Raw genomic sequence first — 18,651 nt, forward strand, 5'->3', positions numbered from 1 at the left:
ACGCGGAGCGCTTAGACCGTCGGAGTCCCGTGATGAGATGAGACCCATGCGGCACACCGAGGACAGCACCCACGCCACGAGCTCCGCCCTGCCCGGGGCGGGGCCGGTGCGCTGGACCCTGGTGCCGCCGCACGGCTCCGCGCCGGAGCGCGCCCCGTGGCGGCCGAACCCCGAGCAGGAGGAGATCGCCGGGCTCCCGGCCGGGTGCGGCCCCCGGCTCGTGCTCGGCGGCCCCGGGACCGGGCGGACCCGGGTGCTCGTGGAGCTGGCGGCCCGCCGGATCGGCGGGGGCCTGGACCCGGACCGGCTGCTCGTGCTCACGCCGTCCCGGCTCTCGGCGGCCCGGCTGCGGGACGACCTCACGGCCGCGGTCTCGGCCACCATGAGCTCCCCGCCCGTGCGGGCCTGGCAGTCCTACGCCTTCGACCTGCTCCGGCGGGCCCAGAACCAGGGACTGCTCCCGGGCGTCGCGCACGGACCCAAGCTGCTGTCCGGCCCGGAGCAGGACGTGCTGATCGGCGAGCTCATGGCCGGGCACGCCGCCGGCTTCGGGGCCCCCGTCGTGTGGCCCCCGGACCTCCGGGAGGCGCTCGCCACCCGCGGCTTCCGGCAGGAGGTGCGCGAGCTCTTCGACCGCATGTCCGAGTACGACCTCGCCCCCGACGACCTCCGCCGCCTCGCCCGGCGCCTGGAGCGCCCGGACTGGGCGGCGGCCGCCACGATGCAGGCCGAGTACCAGGCCGTGCGCCGGCTGCGGATGCCGGAGTCCTACGACCCGGCGGCCCTCGTCACGGAGGCCGCGCGGGTCCTCGAGGAGCAGCCGGAGTTCCTGCGGGCCGAGCAGGAGCGCCTCGACCTCGTGCTCGTCGACGACCTGCACGAGGCGACGCCCTCGATCCACCGGCTGCTCGCCGTGCTGTGCCGGGGACGGGACACCGTGCTGACCGCCTGCACGGACACCGTGGTCCAGGGCTTCCGCGGGGCCCGCCCCGACCTGCTGCGCACCCTCGAGGACCGGCTCGCCGAGCCCGCGCGCCCCCTGCGGCGGCACCCCCTGGGCACGAGCCGGCGGATGCCCGGGGCCGTCGCGGAGGTGTGGCAGCGCGTGGCGGAGCGGATCCCCGCCGTGGCCGGGGCCCGGCACCCCCGCGCCCTCCGGCCCGCCGGGAGCGCCCCGGGCGCTGCGGACACGGGCCACGGCGCGGACACCGCGACCGCGCCGGCCGACGTCGCGGTGGACGGCACCGGAGACCGCGCGGCGCCCGGAGAGGTCACCACGGTGGTGCTCTCCTCACCGCTGCACGAGGCCCGCTGGATCGCGCACCAGGTCCTGGAGCGCCACCTGGTGCACGGCGTCCCGCTGGCGGACATGGCCGTGGTCGTGCGCAACGGCCGCTACCTGGAGGGGCTCGAGCGCCAGCTCTCCGCCCTCGGGGTGCCCGTCAGCACCTCCGCCGCGGAGACGCCGGTGCGCGACGAGCCCGCGGTGCGCCCGCTGCTGGGTGCCCTGCGCATCGTGACCGAGGCCGCCGCGGCGGCCGCGGACCGCGAGGAGGACGCGCACTTCGGCGCCCTCACGGTCCAGGCGGCCGTCGACCTGCTCTCCTCGCGGATCGGCAACGCCTCCCCGATGGACGTCCGCCGGCTCCGCCAGCGGCTCCGGGCGGAGGAGCTCGCCGCGGGGGGTCTGCGCACCAGCGACGACCTGCTCGTGGAGGCCCTCGTGGCCCCCGGGGCGCTCGACGCCGCCGGCGTGCGCTCCGTGCCGGCCCGCCGGATCGCCCGGATGCTCGCGGCCGGGACCCGTGCCCTCCGGGAGGAGGGCGCCACGGCCGAGACCGTCCTGTGGGCGCTGTGGGAGGCGGCCGGGGTCGCCGAGTCCTGGCGGCGCCGGGCACTGGAGGGCGGCCCGGCGGGGGAGCGGGCCGACCGCGACCTCGACGCCGTGGTGGGCCTGTTCGAGTCCGCCGAGCGTTACGTGGACCACCTTCCCGGGGCCGGCCCCGCCCAGTTCCTGGACTACATCGACAACCAGGAGCTGCCCATGGACACCCTGGCCGCCCGCGCCCCGACCGACGAGACGGTCGAGATCATGACGCCCGCCACCGCCGCGGGCCGGCAGTGGCCGGTGGTCTTCGTCGCCGGCGTGCAGGAGGGCGTGTGGCCCAACACCCGCCTGCGCGGGCAGCTGCTCGGCGCGGACCTGCTCACGGACGCGCTCGACCTCGGCGTCGACCAGGCCGCGCGGGTCACCCCGGTCACCCGCATGCGCGAGGTCCGCCACGACGAGCTGCGCTCCTTCTCCGCCGCCGTCTCCCGCAGCTGCGGCACGCTCGTGGTCACGGCGGCCTCCGGCGAGGACGAGCAGCCCTCGGAGTTCCTCGACCTCGTCGACCCCCCGGGCTCGCGGCCCGGGGACGGCGCCCGGGCCGTGGTGGACGCCCCCCGGCCCATGACCCTGCGCGCCCTCGTGGCCGAGCTGCGGCAGTGGGTCCAGCTGCACGAGGAGGACCCCGTGCGCTCGGAGGCCGCGGCCCGGCTGCTCCACCGCATCTCCTCCTCCCCGCGCCCGGTGCCCGGCGCCCACCCCGACACCTGGTGGGGCGCCGCGGAACTCTCCAGCACGGCGCCCGTCTTCGACGACGGGGTCCCCGTGCCCGTCTCCCCGTCCCGGATCGAGACCATCCACCGGTCCCCGCTCGACTGGTTCGTGGCCGCCTCGCGGGCCGAGGCCGCGACCGACCTCAGCCGCAGCCTCGGCTCACTCGTGCACGCCATCGCCGAGGAGCTGCCGGAGGCGTCGGGCACCGAGCTCGTCGCCGAGCTCGAGCGCCGCTGGCCCACGCTGGGGCTGCCGGAGACCTGGGAGTCCGCGGTCCAGCTCGAACGGGCCCGGCAGATGCTGCGCAAGTTCGCCCAGTACGTCCTGGACGCCCGCAGCAAGCACGGCCGCCGGCTGGCCTCCGTGGAGGGGGCGTTCAGCGTGCTCGTCCAGGGGCGGGCGCGCGACGCCCTGCTCCGGGGCCGCGTGGACCGCCTGGAGCTCGACGAGCAGGGCCGCTACGTCGTCGTCGACCTCAAGACCGGCCGGAACCAGCCCGCCGGGGCGAAGATCGCCGAGCACCCGCAGCTCGCGGCCTACCAGGTGGCGCTCACGGCGGGAGCGGGCACAGCCATGGTCGCGGGTCAGGACGAGACCGTCCTCGAGCTGCCCGGCGGCACCGTGACGGAGCTCTCCGGCGGCGCCCTGCTCGTCCAGCTCGGCACCCGGGCCAAGTCCCCCTCCGTGCAGCAGCAGGACCCCCTCGACCCGGACGCCACGTGGGCGCGGGACCTGATCACCCGGGCCGCGGAGCTCGTGGCCGGGGAACGGTTCACCGCCCGCCACGACCAGGCCGAGGGCGCCTTCAACGGGCACGGGTGCAAGCTGCCGCAGATCTGCCCGCTGTGCGCCGAGGGGCGGCAGGTGAGCGAACCGTGAGGACCGTTCGGACGGATCCCGGCCCCGTCCCACCCGGACAGCAGGAGACGACAGCGCCCATGACCGACGCCCCCGACGACCGCACCCGGCTCGACGCCGCCGAGCACCCCTACGGCGGCGTCGAGCCCCGGTACAGTCCCGAGGAGCTGGCCGAGCTGCTCGGCGGCAACCTCCCCACGGCCCAGCAGTCGGCCGTGATCTCGGCCCCGCTCACCCCCCGGCTGGTGGTCGCGGGCGCGGGCTCGGGCAAGACCGCGACCATGGTCGACCGGGTGGTCTGGCTCGTGGCCAACGGGGTCGTCGCCCCGGACCAGGTCCTCGGCGTGACCTTCACCCGCAAGGCCGCCGGCGAGCTGGGGGAGCGCATGCGCTCCCGGCTCGCCCGGCTGCGCGCCCAGGGGCTCGTCGCTCCGGCCCACACCGAGGAGGACGACCTCCCGGCCGCTCCCCAGGACCCCACGGTCAGCACCTACCACTCCTACGCCAACACGCTCGTGCGCAACTACGGGCTGCGGATCGGGATCGAGCCGGACACCACGCTGCTGGGCCAGGCCCGGACGTGGCAGCTCGCCGCGCAGACCGTGGAGGCCTGGACCGGGGAGCTGCTCGAGACCATGCCCGCGAAGTCGACCATGGTCGCCGCCGTCCTCGACCTCGCCTCGGCGTGCGCGGAGCACCTCGTGGACCCGGCGGACGTGGAGCGCTTCGCGGCCGAGCTGCTCGGCGCGCTGGCCACGACACCGCCGGGGCGCCGGAAGAAGACCCTGGGCGCCCAGCTGAAGAAGGTCGAGGACAACCAGCGCACCGCGTGGGTCCTCGCCGAGCTCGTGGCCGACTTCGCCCGGCGCAAGCGCGAGGCCCAGGCCATGGACTTCGGCGACCTCCTCTCCGCCGCCGCCCGGCTCGCGGAGCAGGACCCGGCAGCCCGCCGGACCGAGCGGGAGCGACACCGGGTGGTGCTGCTCGACGAGTTCCAGGACACCTCGCACGCCCAGCTGCGGCTCTTCGCCGCGCTCTTCGGGCAGGGGCACTCCGTGATGGCCGTGGGCGACCCCCAGCAGTCGATCTACGGCTTCCGCGGGGCCTCCTCCGGGCAGCTCTTCGGCTTCTACGACTCCTTCCCGGTCGCGCCCGGCCAGGACGGGGAGCCCAGCTTCCTCACCACGGCGTGGCGCAACGACGCGAGCATCCTGGACGTCGCCAACACCATCGCCGCGCCCCTGCGGACCCTGCCGGCGTGGGCGCGCAGCACGTCCTCCCTCGCCGTCCCCGAGCTCACCCCGCGTCCCGGGGCGGGCACCGGCCGGGTGCGGATCAGCCGGTACGCGACCGACGTCGAGGAGGCCGTCGCGCTCGCGGAGCGCGTCCGGGAGCGCCGGGAGCAGCACCGCGGCGACCCGGAGGAGCAGATGCCCACCATGGCGGTGCTCTGCCGCAAGCGCTCCCAGATCGAGCCCGTGCGCCGGGAGCTCGCCGCCCGCGGCATCCCCTACGAGGTCGTGGGCCTGGGCGGGCTGCTCAGCACGCCGGAGGTCTCCGACGTCGTCGCGACCCTCCGGGTGCTGGACGACCCCGGCCGCTCGGACGCGCTCGTGCGGCTGCTCGCGGGGGCCCGCTGGCGGATCGGGACCCGGGATCTCATGGCCCTCGCCGACTGGGCGTCCCACCTGGAACGCCGCCGCACGGAGGCCGCGCAGGCGGGCCGGGCCGAGGACCTCGAGAGCCCGGTCACCGCGGAGGAGGCCCAGGAGGACGCCCTCGTCGAGCCCGACCTCTCCGACCACGCGTCGCTGATCGAGGCCCTGGAGACCCTCCCGTGGCCGGGCTGGATGTCCGCGCACGCCCGCACCCTGTCCGAGACCGCGCGGGAGCGCCTGATCCGGCTGCGGACGGAGCTGGACCACCTGCGCTCCTTCCTCTCCGACGACCTGCCGAGCCTGCTGCACGAGGTGGAGACGGTGCTCGGCCTCGACGTCGAGGTCGCCGCGCACCCCCACCGCCCCGTCCACCAGGCGCGGCGCAACCTGGACGCGTTCCACGAGGCCGCGCAGTCCTTCACCGCGTTCTCCGCGAGCAGCGACGTCTCGGCGTTCCTCGCGTGGCTCGACGTCACCCTGGCGGAGGAGAACGGGCTCGAGCCCGGCCCCGACCGCACGCGGCACGACGCCGTCCAGCTCGTCACGGTCCACGCCTCCAAGGGCCTCGAGTGGGACCACGTCTACGTCCCGGGACTCAACGCCGGGAACTTCCCGACCGACCGGCCCTCCCGCTGGACCCTCGACACCGGGACCCTGGCCTGGCCGCTGCGCGGTGACGCCCGGTTCCTGCCGCAGTGGGCCGTGGACACGAGCGACCTCAAGGCCCTCGAGGAGTCCCACACGGAGTTCCTGGAGCTCGCCGCCCAGCACGCCGAGGACGAGGAGCGCCGTCTCGCCTACGTGGCCGTGACCCGGGCCCGCGAGGTCCTGGAACTGTCCTGCACCGTGTTCCGGGGCACGGCCGCGAAGGGCCAGGAGCCCTCCGTGTTCGTCGCGGAGCTGGCACCGCTCACCGAGGGCCCCGAGCCGTCCGTCCGCCCGGGCCCCTGGGCCGAGGTCCCGGAGGGGGCCCGCAACCCGGCCGCCGCCACCGTGCTGAGCGCCCCCTGGCCGTACGACCCGCTGGAGGGCCCCGAGGTCACCGAGACCGTGACGGACGAGTACGGGCACAGCGCCGTGCGCGTGAGCCCGCCCCCGTACCGGGGCCGCCGGGCCGTGCTCGAGCGGGCCGCCCGCGCGGTGCGGGAGCGCGGCTTCGAGGACACCGCGGACCTCGACGTCGAGGACCTGCTCGGCGTCGCGGAGCGGGACGGGCTCGCGCCGGACCCGCGCCGGTGGTCCGAGGAGGCGAAGATCCTGCTCGCCCGGCACGAGGACGGCCGGGCCGAGCGGACCGTCCCCATGCCGTCCCACGTCTCGGCCTCGACCCTGGTGGCGCTCGCGCGCGATCCACTCGAGGTCGTGTCGGGCCTGCGCCGGCCCATGCCGCGCCGGCCCGGCACCGCGGCGCGGCGCGGCACCACCTTCCACGCCTGGATCGAGCAGTACTACGGCAGCTCCGCGATCTTCGACGTCGGGGAGCTGCCCGGGACCGCCGACGACTACGTCGACGCGGCCTACGACCTCCCCGAGCTCGCGGCGACGTTCCGCTCCAGCCCGTGGGCCGACCGCCAGCCGTACGCCGTGGAGTTCCCCCTCGAGACCCCGATCGCCGGGGTCACGGTCCGCGGCCGGGTGGACGCCGTCTTCCGCAACGGCGACGGCACGTGGGAACTGCTCGACTGGAAGACCGGGCGGGCACCCTCCGGCCGGGAGCTGCAGGAGCGGTCGGCGCAGCTGGCCGTGTACCGGCTCGCGTGGTCCCGGCTGCGGGCCGTCCCGCTCGAGGAGGTCACCGCCGCGTTCTACTACGTGGCCGAGGACCGGGTCGTCCGTCCGCACGACCTGTCCGGGGCCGAGGAGCTCGAGGCGGTGGTCCGGGAGGCCTACGACGTGGTGCTGCGCCCCTGAGCGGGGCCGCCGCCCGGTCCCGTCGGCGGCGTCCGGCCGGAGGGGGCCTCGGGGCCGCCGGCCGGGGCGGGATCCTCCGCGGCGGTGTCCCCGGGCGCGCGGTCCGGGGCCGCGTCCTGGGAGGCGTCGTCCTGCCCCGGGGCCGCCGGCGCGGTCTCCGGGGCGGCCGCGACCGGCTCGGGGCGCCGGGCGACGTCCTGCTCGAGCGTGGCGAGCATCTGCTCCGCGTCGGCCACCAGGTCCTGCGCGCCGCGGTCCACGCCGCGCACGAGCCACTGCGCCAGGGCGAGCTCGGCCTCCAGCCGGGCCCGGTCCAGCAGGTGCGGGTCCGGTGCCCCGTCGGGCGCCTGGAAGGACGTGCGGCGGCAGGCCGCGGCGTAGGCCTCGAGCACCCCCTCGGCGAGGCGGGCGTCGCGCGCCGCGAAGAGCCACGCGAAGTCCTCGGCGGGATCCCCCACGTGCAGGTCGGTCCACCCGGTCACCCCGCGCACCCGTCCGCGGGAGATCACGAGGTCGTCCTCCTGCAGGTCGCCGTGGACCACGCGCGGCTGGAACCGCCACACGGCACGGTCCTCCAGGACCTGCTCCCACCGGTGCAGCAGCGCGGCCGGCACGCGCCGCGTGTCGGCGGCCCGGTGCAGCTCCGTGCGGCGCCGCTGCCGGCACTGCTCGGCGGTGTAGCCGGGCAGATCGGCGTCCAGGACCAGCGCGGTCGGCAGGGCGTGGATCGCTGCCAGGAGCCGCCCGAGCTGCACGGTGAGCGTCGGGGGCGGCTCGGCGCTCGGCACGTGCCGGTGGTGCTCGGGGTCCGGCTCGGCGGCCATGCGGGCGAGCGCGTCGATGTCCAGCGGGGCGCCCTCGATGTGGGAGTGCACGAAGGCGTGCAGGTCCCCGTGCGCCACGGAGCCGGCGGCGGTGGGGACCAGGAACGGGAGACGCGACCGGACGGCGGGGGTGAAGGAGCGGAGCACGAGGTGCTCGGTCTCCAGGCGGACGCTCGCCTCGGGGCTCAGCGGGGAACGCACCCGCCAGCGCCGGCCGGAGGCGTCGAGGACCACGGCGGAGCGGAAGTCGGCGTCGTCGTCGGGGGAGGGCCCCACGGCCACGGGTGCGAGTCCGGGGACGCCTGCGGCGGCGACGGCGGCCAGGTGCTCGAGGGACGTGCTCACGCCGTCCACCCTACAAGAGGCCCGGCCCTGCAAGAGGTCCGGCGGCCGTCCCCGTCCCCACCCGCCGGACCCGTGGTCCGCCCGGGTCGCTACAGTGGGGGACGTGCCCGCCTCCACCCCTTCCGAGCCCGTTTCCGGCTCCCGCCCCGTGCCCGCCCCCGAGCGTCTCTCGCCGGCCCGCCTGCCGTTCGCGGCGACGGCCTTCGACCGCGACGCCGTCGACCGTGAGCTCCACGACGTGCGCGTGCTCGCCGCGCAGGACCCCACCACGCTCGTGCTCGTGCTCGCGGGCGGTCTCGCCCCCGTGGCCGGGGACGCCCTGGTCCTGGTGCCCGCGGCCGAGCTCCCGGCCGTGCCCCACGACCCGCGCCGGCCGGAGGTCTACCTGGGCCGGCTGCCCGGCGCCGACGGGGCCCCCGGCCCCCGCGTCCTGCTGCGCGCCGTCGCCGCCCCCGAGCCCGGGAGAGAGGACGCCGCGGCGGAGCCCTTCGCGGTGCCCGAGCCCCTTGTGGCGGCCGTCACCGCGTTCGCCTCCGGCCGGCGCGGGGAGGAGCTGCGCTGGGCCGGCCTGCGGGAGCTCGGCCCGGTGCTCCCGACCCGGGACACCTCGCTGCTCGTCACCGCCCAGTCCGTGGGACTGTGGCACCGGGACCACCCCCGGTGCCCGCAGTGCGGGGAGCCCACCGAGGTGATCCGGTCCGGCTGGGCCCGGCGGTGCCCCAACGACGAGTCGCTGCACTTCCCGCGCACCGACCCCGCGATCATCGTGGCGGTCAGTGACGGCGACCCCGACCCCGACCGGGAGCGGCTGCTGCTCGGCCGCTCCGCGCTCTGGAAGGGCAACCGGTTCTCGACCCTCGCCGGGTTCGTGGAGCCGGGGGAGTCCCTGGAGCAGGCCGTGGTCCGCGAGGTCGCCGAGGAGGCGGGCCTGACCGTGGGGGACGTGCAGTACCTGGGCTCCCAGCCCTGGCCGTTCCCGCGCTCCCTGATGCTCGGCTGCCGCGCCGTGGTGCGCTCCGGCGCGGCCGTCCCGGACGGCCAGGAGATCCTGGAGCTGCGCTGGTTCACGCGGGCTCAGCTGCGGGAGGCGGCGCGCACCGGGTCCGTGACCCTGCCCGGGCGGGTCTCGATCGCGCACGCGCTCATCGCACACTGGCTCGGCGAGGACCTGCCGGAGACCGCGTGGTGACCAGCAGCGAGACCGGCACGGACGTGGAGTCGACCCTCGAGGAGCGCATCCTCGCCGGCCTGGACCCCGAGCAGCGGGAGGTCGCGACCACGCTGCGCGGACCCGTGTGCGTGCTCGCGGGCGCCGGCACGGGCAAGACCCGGGCCATCACCCACCGGATCGCCTATGGCATCGCCACGGGCGTCTACACCCCGCAGAAGGTCCTGGCCCTGACGTTCACCGCCCGCGCCGCCAACGAGATGCGCAACCGGCTGCGCGAGCTCGGGGCCGCCGGGGTGCAGACGCGCACGTTCCACGCCGCGGCCCTGCGCCAGCTGCAGTACTTCTGGCCCCAGGCCGTGGGCGGGCCCCTGCCCGGGCTCGTGGAGCACAAGGCGCGGCTCATCACCGAGGCCGCGCAGAACATGCGCCTGTCCACGGACCGCGCGGCCGTGCGGGACCTCGCCGCCGAGATCGAGTGGGCCAAGGTCTCGATGCTGACCCCCGACACCTATCCGACGCGGGCGGCCGGGCGGGAGATGCCGCTGAACTACGACGTGCGCACGGTCCAGCGCCTGTACCAGTCCTACGAGGAGCTCAAGACCGACCGGCACCTGATCGACTTCGAGGACGTCCTGCTGCTCACGGTGGCCGTGCTCGAGGAGGACGAGCGCGTCGCCGCGACCGTGCGCGAGCAGTACCGGCACTTCGTGGTCGACGAGTACCAGGACGTCTCCCCGCTGCAGCAGCGTCTCCTCGACGCCTGGCTCGGGGGCCGGGACGACGTCTGCGTGGTGGGCGACGCCTCCCAGACGATCTACTCGTTCACCGGGGCCACCTCCCGGCACCTGCTCGAGTTCCCGGCCCGGCACCCGCAGGCGCGGGTGATCGAGCTCGTGCGCGACTACCGCTCCACCCCGCAGGTCGTGGAGACCGCCAATCGTCTGCTCGCGGCCCGCCGGCCGGCGCGGGGCTCGACCCCCGGCGCCTGGGCCACGCCGCTGCGCCTCGTGGCGCAGCGCCCGGACGGGCCGCCCCCGTCCTGGAACGAGTACGCGGACGACGAGGCCGAGGCGGCGGGGACCGCGGCGCGCATCCGGGACCTGGTCGACGACGGTGTGCCCGCGTCCGAGATCGCCGTCCTCTTCCGCACCAACGGGCAGTCGCAGGCCTTCGAGACCGCGCTCGCGGAGGCGGGCATCGGCTTCCAGCTGCGCGGCACGGAGCGGTTCTTCAACCGGCCGGAGGTCAAGCAGGCCGTGGTGCAGCTGCGCACGGCGGCGCGGGCCGCCGAGGCCTCGGACGAGCCCACGCGCCTGGTGCGCGACATCCTCTCCTCGCTGGGCTACTCGGACCGCGCGCCGCGCTCCACGGGCGCGGTGCGCGAGCGGTGGGAGTCGCTGGCCGCGCTGGTCTCCCTCGCGGACCGGATGGCCGCGGAGGCCGCCGCCCGCGAGGAGCAGTTCGTGCTCCCCGACTTCGCCGCGGAGCTCGAGCGGCGCATGGCCCAGCAGGACGCTCCCGTGATGAATGGGGTGACCCTGGCGTCCCTGCACTCGGCGAAGGGCCTCGAGTGGGACGCCGTGTTCCTGGCGGGCCTCAGCGAAGGGCTCATGCCGATCGGCTTCGCCGAGACCGCCGACGAGATCGACGAGGAGCGCCGGCTGCTCTACGTGGGCATCACCCGCGCCCGGGAGCACCTCGTGCTGTCCTGGACCCTGTCCCGCACCCCGGGCGGCCGGCCCACGCGCAAGCCCTCACGCTTCCTCGACGCCCTGCGGGAGACCGGCGGAGACCGCCCGGCCCCGCGCCGGTCCCGCCCGGGCGGCGCCCGCGCTCACGCCTGATCGAGCCCGCACAGGCACCGGCTCCGGTCCGGCTCCGGCCAGGACACCGCGTCCGGCCACGGCGGGGCGTAGAAGGCGGCGCGTCCCGCGCCGCCCTGCTCCCGGTGCCCGTGCCCCTCGGCTCCGGCGCCGCACAGCGAGTCCAGGGCCACCGCGAGCACCTCGACGGCCAGGCGGACCGCGACGGCCTCCGCGTGGGCCGCGCCCGCCCACGCCGCGAGGACGGCGGCGGGGCCGTGCGGCGCCGTGCGGGGCTGCGTGTGCTCGAGCGTCGCCCGCACGCAGTCCGGGCAGGGCCGGTGCGCCCAGGGCACGGTGGGCCAGCGCAGCAGGACCCCGTCGGCGTGGTGCAGCGACACCACCGGGTGGCGGGGGTCGATCCCCGCCCACGCCTCCGGTTCCACCGCTCCGGGCGGGAGCCGGCCGTCCGGGGCGGGCCGCCCGGAGCTGTGCACCACGACCGTGCCCGGCAGCAGCGCCCCGGGGAACAGCTCCGGCGCGCTGACGGGGGCGCACCGGGGGTCGAGCTCGCGCAGCCGCCGGCGCAGGGCCGCCTCGCGGGACCGGCCGACGTCCGCGGGCCGGTACGCGCCGGTCCCGAGGTCGGCGGCCGCGACGGGCGCGGTGTCGCTGACGTTGAGCCCGAGCACGCCGCAGCGCAGCAGGCGCACGGCCAGCGCCGCCGCGAGACCGTCCAGGCCCAGGAGCAGGACGTGCACCTCGTCCGGACGGGGCCGCTCGAGACAGGACAGGCGCAGTTCCGGGTCGTGCGGGGAACCCTGAGGAGGGCCGGGGAACGGAGTGGTGGGCACGGGACGCCTTCCGGGACGCGCGGGCGGGACGTCGTCACTCTCGCCCGGACCGTGCCCGCGGCGCGCCCGCCGGCGGGTCGTCCACAGTGCACGGCGGAGCGCCGTGCACATGGGCGCGGGCCGGCGTTTCGCGGCCCGTGCCCGCGGCGTGTTCAATGGCCCCATGCCCGTACCGTCACAGCCCGAGGTCGTCGTGCGCCGCTCCGCCCGCCGGCGCAAGACCGTGTCCGCCCACTGGAGCGAGGACACGGTGGTGCTCTCGGTCCCCCAGACGGCCACCCGGCGGGAGATCGAGCACTGGACCCGCGAGCTGGTGCCCCGGGTCGTGGAGCGCCGGCGCCGCGAGGCGGCCAAGGGCGCCGACCGGCGCTCCGACGACCACCTCCTGCAGCGCGCCCACGAGCTGTCGCGGCGACACCTCGACGGCCGGGCCCGGCCCTCGGACGTGCGGTGGTCCGGGCGGCAGCACACCCGGTGGGGCTCCGCGACGCCGGCCACCGGCGTCATCCGGATCTCGGCGCAGCTCCAGCAGGCCCCGGAGTGGGTGCTCGACTTCGTGCTGGTGCACGAGCTCGCGCACCTGCTCGAGGCCGACCACAGTCCCCGGTTCCGGGAGCTCGAGGCCCGCTACCCCCTCGCCGAGAAGGCCCGGGCGTTCCTGGACGGCGCCGCGTGGGCGCACCGGCACGCAGGACGCGCCGGCGCGGATCAGCGGGAGCCGTCCCCGTCCTGAGGCCCGTCGTCCTCCGGCCGCCCGGGACCGCCGTCCGCGCCGGGAGCAGGGTCCGTGGCCGGACCGCCGTCCGCGCCGGGCCCGCCGTCGGGGCCCTCGTAGCCGCCCGAGAGCAGCCGCTGGAGCGCGGCGTCGACCTCGTCCTCGGACGCGGTGAGCAGCCCGCGGCGCTCGGTGAAGCCCGCGGGGTCGTCCAGGTCCTCGTCGGTGGGCAGCAGCTCCGCGGCGTCCCACAGGCCGTCCCGGTCCTCCACCCCCCGGCGCTCGCCGACGTACTCCCAGAACTGCGCGGCCTCGCGCAGCCGGCGCGGGCGCAGCTCGAGCCCCACGAGGGAGCCGAACGCGTGCTCGGCGGGCCCGCCGGCGGCGCGGCGCCGCCGGACGGTCTCGGACAGGGCCTCCCCGGAGGGCAGGTTGGCGGTCGAGGCGACGGTGACCACGTGCACCCAGCCCTCCACGAGGGCGAGCACCGTCTCGAGCCGCTTGAGGGTGACCTCCTGGTCCGGGGTCTGCTGCGGGGCGAAGATCCCGGAGGACAGGGCCTCCTGCATGCTCGAGGGATCCATCGGGTCGATGTCCCGGGCGGCCTCCTCGATGCGGGACATGTCGATGTGGATCCCCGCGGAGAAGCGCTTGACGAGGTCCAGGATGTGCTGGCGCAGCCACGGGTTCGCCGCGAACAGCCGGACGTGCGCCGCCTCCCGCACGGCGACGTAGAGCATGATCTCCTGCGCGGGGATGTCCAGGCCCTCGCCGAAGGCCCTGATGCTGGCGGGCAGCAGCCCGGAGCGGCCCTCCGCGAGCGGGAGGCCGATGTCGGTGGAGCACAGCACCTCGCGGGACAGGCCGCCGATGGCCTGGCCCAGCTGGATCCCGAACAGCATCCCGCCGGCGCCCGCGAGCATCCCCGAGGCCCCGCCCATCATGGCGGACAGCTCGGGGGGCAGCTGCTGGGTGAGGGCGTCGGTGAGCGCCTTCGTCACGGACTCCGCGACCGGGCCCGTCATGTCCTTCCAGGTCTCCTGGGTGGCCTCGATCCACTCCGCGCGGGACCACGCCTGGGGCCGGATCGAGGTCTGGCCGAACTCGGTGTGGTCGGCCAGCCACAGCTCGGCGAGGCGCATCGCGTCCTCGACCGCGCCGCGCTGGGCGGGGGTCACCGACGGGTCGCCGTCGGCGGCGGCGATCTGCCGCGCGTGGTCGTGGGCGAGCTTCCAGTTGACCGGTCCCTCGGACGCCCCGGCGCCCATCATGGACTGGATCTGCTGGAACATCATCGACATCGCCTGGGGGTCCACCGGCACGCCGGCGCGCTGGAGGTCCTCCGGGCTCATCCCGCTCTGCCCCATGAGGCGCTCGAGCATCTCCTGGAAGGGGTCCTTGGGGCCGTCGCCGGAGTCGTCGCCCGGGGTGTTCCCGGGGCGGTCGTTGGGAGGCTGGGGAGTCATGGGTCCACCGTTCTTCGATCGGGTCGGGGGATCGGGCGGCACGGGCGCGCCCGACGTCTCTGCTCCCAGCGTAGCGAGCACCGGACGGGGCCGACCATGAGCCAACTCCCAGTTCGCTGGAAGCTCAGGGCCGGGTCGCGCGCGATAAGCTGGACCGTCCGGACCGTGCGGCCTCACAGCCTCCGGTCCCTCCGACGACGACGCCGAGGACCGCCCGTGACCGCATCCCCCCGCCCGCGCCGCGCCCTGCGCCGCCGCGGTCTCGAGTCCTGGGCGCTGCTGGGCTCCGCCGGGCTGCTGCTGGCCGGGGCGGTGCTGCCCGCCCCGTTCGTGATCGAGGCTCCCGGGCCCACGTTCAACACGGTGGGGGAGCACGACGGCCGGCAGCTGCTGGGGGTCTCCGGCGCCCCGACCTACCCGAGCGACTCCGTCCTGGACCTGACCACGGTCTACGTGACCGGCGGGCCCAACAAGAACGTCAACGTGCTCACCGTGCTCGGGTCCTGGCTGGACCCGTCCGCCTCCGTGGTGCCGGCCGACACCCTCTACCCCCGGGACGTGTCGGGGGAGGAGGCCGACCAGTACAGCATGGCGGCGATGAGCAGCTCGCAGGAGGACTCGGTCGCCGCCGCGCTGACGCACCTGGGCCAGGACTTCAGCACCCGGCTCTCCGTGCAGGACACGGTCCCGGGCGGCCCCGCGGAGGGGGTGCTCGAGCACGGCGACGTCCTGCGCGGCGTGGACGGGGAGCCCGTTTCGTCGCTGCCGTCCCTCAAGTCGGCTCTCGACGCGGCGGGGGAGCGCGGCGTCACCCTGCAGGTCGAGCGGGCCGGGTCGCCGCGCGACGTCGAGGTGGACACCGTGCGCGACGAGGCGTCGGGGAACTGGCAGCTCGGTGTGTTCCTGCTGGCCGCCTACGACTTCCCGATCGACGTGGCGTTCGAGCTCGACGAGGTCGGCGGGCCCAGCGCGGGGCTGATGTTCGCGCTGGGGATCGTCGACGAGATGACCCCGGGCTCGATCGCCGGGGACCGGCACGTGGCCGGCACCGGCACCATCACCCCGGAGGGGGAGGTGGGGCCCATCGGCGGCATCCGGCAGAAGCTCGAGGGGGCCGCGGCGGCCGGGGCGGAGGTCTTCCTCGCCCCGGCGGACAACTGCGCCGAGGCGCAGGGCCACGTCCCCGAGGGGCTGACGGTCGTGTCCGTGCGCACCCTCGACGACGCCGTGGCCGCCGCCGAGGCCGCCGGGAGCGGCGGGGACCTCTCCGCGCTGCCGGGGTGCGCCGCCCGATGACGGGCGCCGTGTGCACGATTGCACCCCCGAGAAGCCCGCGGGCAGAATGGACGGGGTGCCCCGGCGACCCGCCGGCGGCGCTCCTCCTCGACGCAGGCCGCACCCCACGACTTCACGCACCACACCTGACGAACGACCCCGATTGCAGAGGTAACCAGTGACCGCCGGACCCACAGCCCCCCGACCACCGAGGCAGCAGCCAGCAGGACAGCGGCGGAAACGGGGTGCGCTGTGGCCGACGGTCGTGGTCGTCCTGGTCCTCGTGGCCGCCTTCGTGGGACTGACGCAGCTCTACACGGACGTGCTGTGGTACGACCAGCTGGGCTACCTCAGCGTGTTCGTCACCGAGAACGTCACGAAGATCGTGATCTTCGTGGTCGCCGCCGTGCTCGTGGCGGCGCTGATGTTCGCCAGCCTCTTCCTCGCCTACCGCAGCCGGCCCATCACGGCCGAGTCCATCGTGGACGACAACCTGCGCCGCTACCAGGAGGCCCTCGAGCCGGTCCGCAAGATCGCCATCGTGGTGGTGCCCGTGCTCTTCGGGCTCTTCGCGGCGAGCACGGCGATGACCCAGTGGGACACCGTGCTGCTGTTCCTCAACCAGGAGCCGTTCGGCCAGGAGGACCCGCAGTTCGGCCTCGACATCGGCTTCTACGTCTTCACCCTCCCGTTCCTGCGCTTCCTCATCGGGTTCCTGGTCTCGGCGATCCTGCTGGCCGGCGTGGCGGGGATCCTGATGCACTACGTCTACGGCGGCATCCGGATCACCGAGCGGGGGCTCAGCACCACCCGGGCGTCCCGTGTGCACCTGGGGGTGCTGGCCGCGCTGTTCCTGCTGCTCCAGGCCGCGAACTTCTGGCTGGACCGGTACTCCACGCTGCAGTCCACGTCCGGGACGTGGACCGGCGCGCTGTACACCGACGTCAACGCCGTGATCCCCACCAAGGCGATCCTGGCGGCGGCCGCGCTGATCGTCGCGATCCTCTTCGTCGTCGCGTCCTTCATCGGCCGCTGGCGGCTGCCGATCATCGGCACCGCGATGCTGCTCGTGGTCGCGGTGGTGGCAGGCGGGATCTACCCGTGGATCGTCCAGCGCTTCCAGGTCACGCCCACCGAGCAGGCCCTGGAGAGCCAGTACATCCAGCGCAACATCGACCTCACCCGGTCGGCCTACGGGCTGGACGCGGCCGAGGTCATGCCGTACGACGCCACCACGGAGACCGAGCAGGGCGCCCTGCGCCAGGACACCGAGACCACCTCGAACATCCGTCTGCTGGACCCCAACGTGGTCTCGGCGGCGTTCTCGCAGCTGCAGCAGTTCCGCCCCTACTACCAGTTCCCGGACACCCTCAACGTGGACCGCTACGAGATCGACGGCGAGGTCCAGGACACCGTCATCGCCACGCGTGAGCTGAACCCCGACCAGAACCAGGGGTGGTTCAACCAGCACGTGGTCTACACCCACGGCTACGGCGTGGTCGCCGCCTACGGCAACCGGGTCGAGGTGGACGGCAAGCCGCAGTTCATGCAGTCCGGCATCCCGTCCCGGGGCGTGATCTCGGACGACTACGAGCCGCGCATCTACTTCGGCGAGAACTCCCCGCTGTACTCCATCGTGGGCGGCGCCGAGGGCGACGAGCCCCTCGAGCTGGACCGCCCGCAGACGGCCGGCGACGAGGCCGGCGACGCCAAGACGACGTTCGCCGGCAACGGCGGGCCCAGCATCGGCAACTTCTTCAACCGGCTCGCCTACGGCATCAAGTTCCAGTCCTCGGACATGCTGCTCTCGGACGCCGTGCGCCCGGAGTCGCAGATCCTCTACGACCGGGACCCGCGCGAGCGGATCGAGAAGGTCGCCCCGTACCTGACGGTCGACGGCGCCCCGTACCCGGCGATCATCGACGGTCAGGTCCAGTGGATCGTGGACGCCTACACCACCTCGGACGCCTTCCCGTACTCGACGCCGTCGGTGCTGCAGGAGGCGACGCAGGACACGCAGACCGCCCAGGGCGCCGCGGCGGCCCTGCCGCCGGAGCGGGTCAACTACATCCGCAACTCGGTCAAGGCCACGGTCAACGCCTATGACGGCTCGGTGAACCTGTACGCGTGGGACGACCAGGACCCGGTGCTGAAGGCGTGGCAGAACGTCTTCCCGAGCACGCTCAAGCCCTACTCCGAGATGTCGGCGGAGCTCATGGCGCACGTGCGCTACCCGCAGGACATGTTCAAGGTCCAGCGGGAGCTGCTCAACCGCTACCACGTCACGGACTCCGGCAGCTTCTACCAGAACGACGACGTGTGGTCCGTGCCCAACGACCCGACGCAGGACTCGGACGTGGCGCTGCCCCCGTACTACCTGTCGATGCGGATGCCCGGTGAGGAGGAGGCCAACTTCTCGCTCACCACCTCCTTCATCCCGCAGCAGTCGGAGACGGGCAACACCCGCAACGTGATGTACGGGTACCTCTCCGCCAACTCCGACGCCGGCACCGGCGAGGACGGCGTGAAGAGCGACGAGTACGGGACGCTGCGCCTCCTGGAGCTGCCGCGCTCGTCCGTGGTGCCCGGCCCGGGCCAGGCGCAGAACCTGTTCAACTCGGACACCGACGTCTCCACGGAGCTGAACCTGCTCCGCCAGGGCGCCTCCGAGGTCATCAACGGCAACCTGCTCACCCTGCCCGCGGGCGGCGGCATGCTCTACGTGCAGCCCGTCTACGTCCAGTCCTCGGGCGACGCCGCGTACCCGACGCTGCGGCGCGTGCTCGTCGGCTTCGGCGAGGAGGTGGGCTTCGCGCCGACCCTCGAGGAGGCCCTCGACGAGGTCTTCCAGGGCGACTCCGGGGCCCAGACGTCGTCCGGTGCGGGCGTCGACGAGGCGGAGGCCGGGAGCCCGGACGGCGCCGGCGAGGACGGGGCCGAGGCCCCGGCCGGCGGCGCCAGCCTCGAGGACGCCCTCAGCGACGCCAACCAGGCGATCCAGGAGTCCGAGGAGGCCCTGCAGGACGGCGACTGGACGTCCTACGGCGAGGCCCAGCAGCGGCTGCAGGACGCCATCGAGCGGGCGCTCGAGGCGGACGGCGTCGTCGCCCCCGAGGCGGAGGGCGCCCTGGCCCCCGAGGAGCCGGCCGAGCAGCCCGCCGAGTAGCCGA

General features: G+C 75.3%; 10 protein-coding genes. 7 read left to right on the forward strand and 3 right to left on the reverse strand.

Annotated features, from left to right (window positions below; all coding sequences use genetic code 11):
- The first annotated feature begins 46 nt into the window (after window positions 1-46).
- Entirely contained in the window at window positions 47-3,481 is a 3,435-nt protein-coding gene (locus tag EQG70_RS06575) for an ATP-dependent helicase (protein ID WP_095650632.1), read from the forward strand.
- Window positions 3,482-3,540: 59 nt separating this feature from the next.
- The gene (locus EQG70_RS06580) at window positions 3,541-7,029 is read left to right on the forward strand and encodes an ATP-dependent helicase (RefSeq protein ID WP_109268075.1); all 3,489 of its coding nucleotides are present in this window, start codon (window positions 3,541-3,543) and stop codon (window positions 7,027-7,029) included.
- On the opposite strand, the gene EQG70_RS06585 is transcribed toward EQG70_RS06580, so the two are convergent.
- Window positions 7,005-8,198 carry a phosphotransferase gene (locus tag EQG70_RS06585; protein WP_167508863.1) on the reverse strand — a complete coding sequence of 398 codons (1,194 nt, stop codon included), beginning with the start codon at window positions 8,196-8,198 and terminating at the stop codon, window positions 7,005-7,007. The genes EQG70_RS06580 and EQG70_RS06585 overlap by 25 nt on opposite strands.
- Before the next feature lie 103 nt (window positions 8,199-8,301).
- Between EQG70_RS06585 and nudC the strand changes: the two genes are divergently transcribed.
- A complete protein-coding gene (nudC, locus tag EQG70_RS06590; protein ID WP_244296669.1) occupies window positions 8,302-9,387 on the forward strand; it encodes an NAD(+) diphosphatase in 1,086 nt (361 codons plus the stop codon).
- On the forward strand, window positions 9,381-11,213 hold the full coding sequence (locus tag EQG70_RS06595) for an ATP-dependent helicase (protein WP_017833443.1): 1,833 nt from the start codon (window positions 9,381-9,383) through the stop codon (window positions 11,211-11,213). Before nudC ends, EQG70_RS06595 begins: the two co-directional genes overlap by 7 nt.
- Here EQG70_RS06595 and EQG70_RS06600 read toward each other — a convergent pair.
- Complete coding sequence (locus EQG70_RS06600) at window positions 11,204-12,025, reverse strand: ThiF family adenylyltransferase (protein WP_167508864.1); 822 nt, start codon at window positions 12,023-12,025, stop codon at window positions 11,204-11,206. The two genes, EQG70_RS06595 and EQG70_RS06600, sit on opposite strands and share 10 nt — an antisense overlap.
- Before the next feature lie 163 nt (window positions 12,026-12,188).
- On the opposite strand from EQG70_RS06600, the gene EQG70_RS06605 reads away from it, so the two are divergent.
- Complete coding sequence (locus EQG70_RS06605; RefSeq protein WP_035927587.1) at window positions 12,189-12,758, forward strand: M48 metallopeptidase family protein; 570 nt, start codon at window positions 12,189-12,191, stop codon at window positions 12,756-12,758.
- Here EQG70_RS06605 and EQG70_RS06610 read toward each other — a convergent pair.
- Window positions 12,734-14,206: a zinc-dependent metalloprotease gene (locus EQG70_RS06610; RefSeq protein ID WP_109268072.1), complete on the reverse strand. Its 1,473-nt coding sequence runs from the start codon at window positions 14,204-14,206 to the stop codon at window positions 12,734-12,736. The two genes, EQG70_RS06605 and EQG70_RS06610, sit on opposite strands and share 25 nt — an antisense overlap.
- Window positions 14,207-14,422: 216 nt before the next feature.
- Here EQG70_RS06610 and EQG70_RS06615 point away from each other — a divergent pair, with 216 nt between their 5' ends.
- Together EQG70_RS06615 and EQG70_RS06620 are read left to right on the forward strand one after the other, a co-directional pair.
- The gene (locus EQG70_RS06615; protein WP_109222094.1) at window positions 14,423-15,502 is read left to right on the forward strand and encodes a YlbL family protein; all 1,080 of its coding nucleotides are present in this window, start codon (window positions 14,423-14,425) and stop codon (window positions 15,500-15,502) included.
- Between the two features lie 157 nt (window positions 15,503-15,659).
- Window positions 15,660-18,647, forward strand: a complete 2,988-nt coding sequence (locus EQG70_RS06620) for a UPF0182 family membrane protein (RefSeq protein ID WP_109268071.1) — start codon at window positions 15,660-15,662, stop codon at window positions 18,645-18,647.
- Window positions 18,648-18,651: the final 4 nt, after the last annotated feature.

It is taken from the genome of Kocuria rosea, assembly GCF_006094695.1.
Classification (GTDB): Bacteria; Actinomycetota; Actinomycetes; order Actinomycetales; family Micrococcaceae; genus Kocuria; species Kocuria rosea.